The sequence below is a fragment of the Paraburkholderia sp. A1RI_3L genome, assembly GCF_048957895.1.
Lineage (GTDB): Bacteria > Pseudomonadota > Gammaproteobacteria > Burkholderiales > Burkholderiaceae > Paraburkholderia > Paraburkholderia kururiensis.
Window position 1 is genome coordinate 25,050 of record NZ_JARCHA010000025.1, and the last position, 6,317, is coordinate 31,366.

The window sequence follows — 6,317 nt, forward strand, 5'->3', positions numbered from 1 at the left end:
AGGCTCCACGACAGGAACAGGACGAGGAACGCGCCATGATGTTCGCCAACGTCGCCCGGTGTCTCGATGCGCTCGCCGTCATTGCAGGCGCGCTCCTCGCGTACCTGCTGCGCTACCCCGCGCCGATCGTGCTCACCGATACGCAGTCCCTGCTCATCGCCTTCAACTGCACGCTCGCCATGCTGCTCTTTCCCGCGTTTGGCGTGTACGAGACGTGGCGCGGCAAGCCGCTCGTCGCCATGCTCATGCGCGTGGTGTGCGCGTGGCTCATCGTGGTGGTGGCGGGCCTCATGCTGGTCTTCACGCTGCATCAGATGAACGCGGTGTCGCGGCTGTGGTTCGGCTATTCCACGCTGATCTCCGGCGCGCTCATCGTGGCGATCAAGCTCGTTGCGCACCTCGCGCTGCGCCGTGCGCGCAGCCGCGGCATCAACTGCCGCACGGTGGCGATTGTCGGCGCGCCCGGTTTTGCGCGCTCGCTCGTCGCGCACCTGCAAGGCATGCCGCAAGGGGGCTTCAGGCCCGTGTGCGTGTTCGACGCAACCACGGCCGGCGCCGTGCCCGACCCGTACGCGCTGGAAGAGCGCGGCGCGGAGCGCATCGGCAAGCTGCCCGTGCTCACGGATGCCGACGCGTTTGCGGCGAAGGTGCGCCGCGAACACGTCGACGAAGTCTGGCTCGCGCTGCCGCTGTCCGAAGAGCACACGCTCTATCGCTTCATGCGCGCGTTTCGCGACGACTTCGTGAACCTGCGCTTCATCCCGGACGTGCGCTCCATCTCGCTGTTCGATCACGGCGTGGTGGACATCGTCGGGCTGCCCACCATCAATCTCACGGCCCCTGCGGTGTCGCCGCCGCAGCTGTGGCCGAAGATGGTGTTCGACCGGCTCTTCGCGCTCGCGGCGCTCATCGCGCTTTCGCCGTTGCTCGCCGCGATTGCCGTGGCGATCAAGCTCACCTCGCCTGGCCCCGTGATCTTCAAGCAGACGCGCAAGGGCGTGGACGGTCAGCCGTTCAGCATCTACAAGTTCCGCTCCATGAGCGTGCACCGCGAGACGCCCGGCCAGATCACCCAGGCCACGCGCGGCGACGCGCGCGTGACGCGCATCGGCGCGTTCCTGCGCCGCACGAGCCTCGACGAGCTGCCGCAGTTCTTCAACGTGCTGCTCGGACAAATGTCGGTAGTAGGCCCGCGCCCGCACGCGCTCGAGCACGACGACCTCTACAAGGATCTCGTCTACGGCTACATGCATCGCTACCGCATCAAGCCGGGCATCACGGGCTGGGCCCAGGTGAACGGCTACCGCGGCGCGACGCGCAAGGTCGAGAAGATGGAAACGCGCGTGAAGTTCGACCTCTTCTATATCCACAACTGGTCGTTCTGGTTCGACATGAAGATCGTGCTGGTCACGATTCTCAAGGGCTTCACGGGCCGCAACGCGTACTGAAAGAACACAGCAGAGAGAGACCACGCAGCAGCAGTCGCCGCAGGGCTACACCACGCAGTGGCACGCGGCAGCAATGCATTACCACGCATAGGCAGCAGACAGCATCGCATAGAGCACACCGGGGAAAAGCCGTGAAACTGTCCGTGATCGTACCGACGTGGCGCCGCACCGCCGATCTGGCGCGCTGCCTCGCCGCACTCGCCGCGCAGCGCCGCACCGCCGACGAAGTGCTGGTAGTGGCACGCCCGGACGATCATGACACGCATGCCTTCTTGCGCGCGCAGGAGACCACCTTACCGTTGCGCGTGGTGTGGGTTCGGGAGCCGGGCGTCGTGGCCGCGTACAACCGCGGGCTCGACACGGCAACGGGCGACGTGTTGTGTTTCACCGACGACGACGCCGCCCCGCATGACGACTGGCTCGCACGCATCGAAGCCGCATTTGCGGCGGATGCGGCGTTGGGCGGTCTGGGCGGACGCGACGTCGTGCACGAGCGCGGCGGCGTGCTGCAGGGACATAAAGCGGCGGTGGGCCTCGTGCGCTGGTATGGGCGCGCGATCGGCAACCACCATCTGGGGCATGGCGAGCCGCGCGAAGTGCATGTGTTGAAGGGCGTGAACATGGCGTTCCGGCGGGTGGCGATCGGCGCGTTGCGCTTCGATCCGCGCCTGCGCGGCAGCGGCGCACAGGTGCACTGCGAGATGGCGTTCAGTCTCGACGTGCGCCAGCGCGGCGCGAAGCTCGTCTATGACCCGGCGCTCGTGGTGGAACACTACCCGGCGCCGCGCAGCGACGAAGACCAGCGTTTCACGTTCAGCGACGCGGCGTTCTACAACGCGTCCTTCAATCTCAGACTCATCATGTGCGAGCACCTGTCGCCGCCAGGCCGCTGGGCGTTCGTCGCTTACTCGTCACTAATAGGCAACCGCGCGGATCCGGGGCTTGCGCGCGCGTTGTCACTTGCGTTGGGGCGCGACGGGGTTGCGCTCGCCTTGCGCAAGTGGTGGGTCGGCCTGTGTGCCATGCGCGTTGCGTGGCATGAGGCCGTACACACAAGAAGCTGAAAAGAAGCTCGGGGTTGCAAAAAAGAGGGACCATCCACATGAAGATCAAAACACTCGCCGCGGGCAGCGCGGCCATAGCGCTTTGTGCCTGCTCACTCGCGCCCGGACCGTATCTGGACAGCAAGCGGCTCGACGAAAGTGCGCAGGCGCAGCAGGAAGCCGACCGCTTCCCGGTGCAGCCCATCGACGTCGCGTGGTTCCGCGACCTCGCGAAAAAGGAGACGGCGGCGGTCAACGAATCGACGTGTCCGCTCAGCTGCGTGACGCCTGCCACGCGTGGCCAGTATCAGTACCGCGTGGGCATCAACGACCAGCTCACCATCATCGTCTGGGATCACCCGGAACTCACGGGCGCAGGCTTCGGCAGCGCGGCGGGCTCGCCGCCGCTGCCGCAGGGCTATGCCGGTTACGGCGCGGGCGGCCCGGCGGCGGCCGCAGGCGGCGAAGGCGCGGGCAGCGCCATCGCCAACGGCACGGCGCCCACCGTGGGCGGCGGTGGCGGCGAGGCCGGGCTCACGGTACGCATTGCCGCAGACGGTACGTTCTTTTTCCCGCGCGTAGGCCGCGTGCAGGCGCGCGGCAAGACCGCCGCGGAGATTCAGCACGACCTCACGAAGGGCCTCGCGAAGACCATTCGCGACCCGCAGATCGACGTGCGCGTGTCGGGCTTCAACAGCCAGATCGTGCAGGTGACGGGCAGCGTGCGGGCGCCAGTGGCCGAGTCGATCACGGACCTGCCGCTTTCGGTGATCGACGCGATCAACCGCGCAGGCGGCGCCCAGGCCGATGCGGATCTGCAGAACGTGGGCGTGACGCGCAACGGCAAGCGCTACACCATCGACGTCGCGGCGCTGCTCGACACGGGCGACCCGCAACAGAACGTGCTGTTGAAAGACGGCGACATCGTCGACGTGCCCGACCGCGCGAACAGCCGCGTATTCGTGCTGGGCGAAGTGGCCAAGCCCACCTCACTGCCGATGAACCGCGGCAAGCTCACGCTCGCCGACGCGCTCACAGGCGCCGGCAGCCTCGACGTGAAGACGGGCGACCCGCACTTCATCTACGTGATTCGCGGCGCGGACAAACTGTTGAACCCGGTGACGCGCGACACGGTCATCAACTCGCGCACGCTCACGCCCACGGTATTCCGGCTCGACATGACCCAGGTGGACGCGCTGCTGCTGATGACGAAGTTCGACTTGCAGCCGAAGGACGTGGTGTACGTGCAGGTGGCGAACTCGGCGCGCTTTAACCGTGCGCTCCAGCAGATCACGCCGACGCTCGAAACGCTGTTCTTCACCCGCCAGCTCACGCGCTAAGACCCAACGGAGCCATCAACATGAGCACTTACGAAACACTGGAGCACGCCCCGGCGGGAAGCGACGAAGATGCCGTGATGCGCGACCTCCTGCGCATCATCGGCGAACAGATCGGCTGGGTGATCGGCATTGCGGGCTGCGTGATTCTCGCGGCCGTGATCTATGCGCACCTCGCCACGCGCATCTATTCGGCCGACGCGCTGATCCAGGTAGAGCCCGCCGCCAACAACGCGAACAGCACCTCGCAGGCGCTCGCCTCGCTCGTGCCGTCCGCGGGCGCGATGCGCACGGACGCCGAGATCGAGATCATCAAGAGCCGCGCGGTGGTGGAGCCCGTGGTCGAGCAGTTCAAGCTCAACTTCAGCGCGGCGCCGAAGACGATGCCGTTCCTCGGCAAGCTCACGGCGTTCTTCGCACATCCCGGCGAGCCCCTGCCGGCATGGTTCGGCATGGATTCCTACGCATGGGGCGGCGAGCAGTTCGCCGTGGATTCGATCACGGTGCCGAAGTCGCTGGAAGGCGTGCGACTCACGCTGCGCGCGCTGGGCGACGGACGCTACACGTTGGTCGACCCCTACGGAAAGGCGCTGCTTGCGGGCGTAGCCGGCGAACGCGCGACGGAAAACGGCATCTCCATACTCGTGAGCACGCTCGTGGCGCGCCCCGGCACCGAGTTCTACGTGACGCGCGCGAACCAGCTCGACGCCGTGGCCGGGCTCGCCTCGGGGCTCCAGGTGATGGAAAAAGGCCGCGAAACCGGCGTGGTGCAGCTTTCGTACATGGGTACCGACCCGCACGCCATCACGGCGATCACCAACGCCGTGGCCGCGTCGTACCTGAAGGAGCGCACCGAACGCGCGCAGGAAGAAGCGAGCCGCATGCTCGCGTTCCTCAACAGCGAGCTGCCGCGCGTACGCGACGAAGTGCATCGCGCGGAAACGGCGCTCTCGGGATACCAGCAGCGCGTAGGCTCGTTCCAGCCGACCCAGGAAGCGGGCATGTACCTGTCCGGCGGGCTCGAATACGAGAAGCACATCGCCGAGCTGCGCATTGCACGGGCCCAGCTGCTGCAACGCTTCACGAACGACAGCCCCGAAGTGCGCACGCTCGATGCGCAACTCGAAGCGCTCTCGCGCGAAAAAGCCCGCTTCGAAGACCACTTCAAGACGCTGCCGGGCTCCGAGCGCGAAGCCATGTCGCTGCAACGCGACGCGAAGGTGGCCGAAGAGATCTACGTGGCGCTGCTCAACAAGATCCAGGAGCTTTCCATCTCGCGCGCGGGCACGATCGGCAACGTGCATATCGTCGATGAAGCGCTGCTGCCCTCCTCGCCCGTGCGGCCGAAGGCGGCGCTCATCATCTCGGCGGGCACCGTGCTGGGCGTGATTGCGGGCATCGTGTTCGCGTACTGCCGCCGCACCTTCTTCACGGGCGTGAGCGACCCCGAGTTCGTGGAGCGGCGCTATCAGCTGCCCATCTTCGGCGCAATTCCGCTGTCGCTCGAACAGGCGCGCAGCGACCGCATCGCCCTGAGCTCGAGCCGGGCGGCGTTGCCTAAAAGTGCGGCACAGCCTCGGGGCGCGACGCCGCGGCACGGCCTGCCGGCGCTGCCGGCCGGCCTCGCGCGGCTGATTCGCCCGCCGCACATGGCCGGCGCCGCGGGAGCCGCGACTGCGCCCGTGCAGGTGTCGCTGCCCACCGGCACGCAAACGGTGATGCCGGCGGCGCGGCCCGCGCTGCGTCCGCTGCTCGTGAAGACGCACCCGTTCGATACCTCGGTGGAAGGCCTGCGCGGGCTGCGCGCGACGCTCCAGTTCGGTCTCATCGATGCGCCGAACCGCGTCGTCGCGGTGACGAGCCCGGCGCCCTCGGACGGCAAGAGCTTCCTCTGCGCGAACCTCGCGGCGCTGCTCGCGGAATCCGGCAAGCGCGTGCTGTTGATCGACGCCGACCTGCGGCGCGGGCGCCTCGCGCAGTACCTGGGCCGCTCGCCCAACGGCGGCCTCACGGAACTGCTCACGGGCCAGATGGACCTCGAAGAAGCCGCGCGCGCCACAGGCGTGGACGGGCTGCACTTCATCGCGGCGGGCGCCTATCCGCCGAACCCGTCGGAGATCCTGACCTCGGCGCGCTTCGTCGACATCCTCTCGCGCTTCGAGCAGCAGTTCGACCTCGTGATCGTGGATACCCCGCCGCTCCTCGCCGTGGCCGATGCGGCGATCGTGGCGAACATCGCGGGATCGACGGTGCTCGTGATGCGGGCCGGCGCGCACACGGAACGCAACATCGCGGAGTCGCTCAAGAAACTGCGGCGCGCCCACGCGCGCGTGATCGGCGGCGTGATGAACGCGATGCCGCTCAAGCACGGCGGCCGCTACGGCACCTACGATTACGCGTATGCGTACACCTATACGGCGGGCGGCCCGATGGACGGCAAGACGCACTGAGTGAGGCAGGACGGATCGGAGCGCGGGTGGGCTCCGATC

General features: G+C 67.5%; 4 protein-coding genes. All 4 read left to right on the forward strand.

All coding sequences use genetic code 11. The features are described 5' to 3' along the window. The first annotated feature begins 38 nt into the window (after positions 1-38). Positions 39-1,448, forward strand: a complete 1,410-nt coding sequence (locus PXJ20_RS31675) for an undecaprenyl-phosphate glucose phosphotransferase (RefSeq protein WP_026121819.1) — start codon at positions 39-41, stop codon at positions 1,446-1,448. A 131-nt stretch (positions 1,449-1,579) separates the two neighbouring features. Further along, a complete protein-coding gene (locus PXJ20_RS31680) occupies positions 1,580-2,512 on the forward strand; it encodes a glycosyltransferase family 2 protein (RefSeq protein ID WP_413211977.1) in 933 nt (310 codons plus the stop codon). 38 nt (positions 2,513-2,550) lie between these two features. Beyond that, positions 2,551-3,831 (forward strand): polysaccharide biosynthesis/export family protein, encoded by a 1,281-nt coding sequence (locus PXJ20_RS31685; RefSeq protein ID WP_126876300.1) that lies wholly within the window; start codon positions 2,551-2,553, stop codon positions 3,829-3,831. A 20-nt stretch (positions 3,832-3,851) separates the two neighbouring features. Further along, positions 3,852-6,278, forward strand: coding sequence for a polysaccharide biosynthesis tyrosine autokinase (locus PXJ20_RS31690; RefSeq protein ID WP_126876299.1), 2,427 nt, complete (start codon positions 3,852-3,854; stop codon positions 6,276-6,278). Positions 6,279-6,317: the final 39 nt, after the last annotated feature.

Excerpts from the sequence above, each read along its gene's own strand:
- PXJ20_RS31675 (WP_026121819.1), top strand. The coding sequence starts at position 39 with ATGTTCGCCAACGTCGCCCGGTGTCTCGATGCGCTCGCCGTCATTGCA.
- PXJ20_RS31685 (WP_126876300.1), top strand. The coding sequence starts at position 2,551 with ATGAAGATCAAAACACTCGCCGCGGGCAGCGCGGCCATAGCGCTTTGT.
- PXJ20_RS31690 (WP_126876299.1), top strand. The coding sequence starts at position 3,852 with ATGAGCACTTACGAAACACTGGAGCACGCCCCGGCGGGAAGCGACGAA.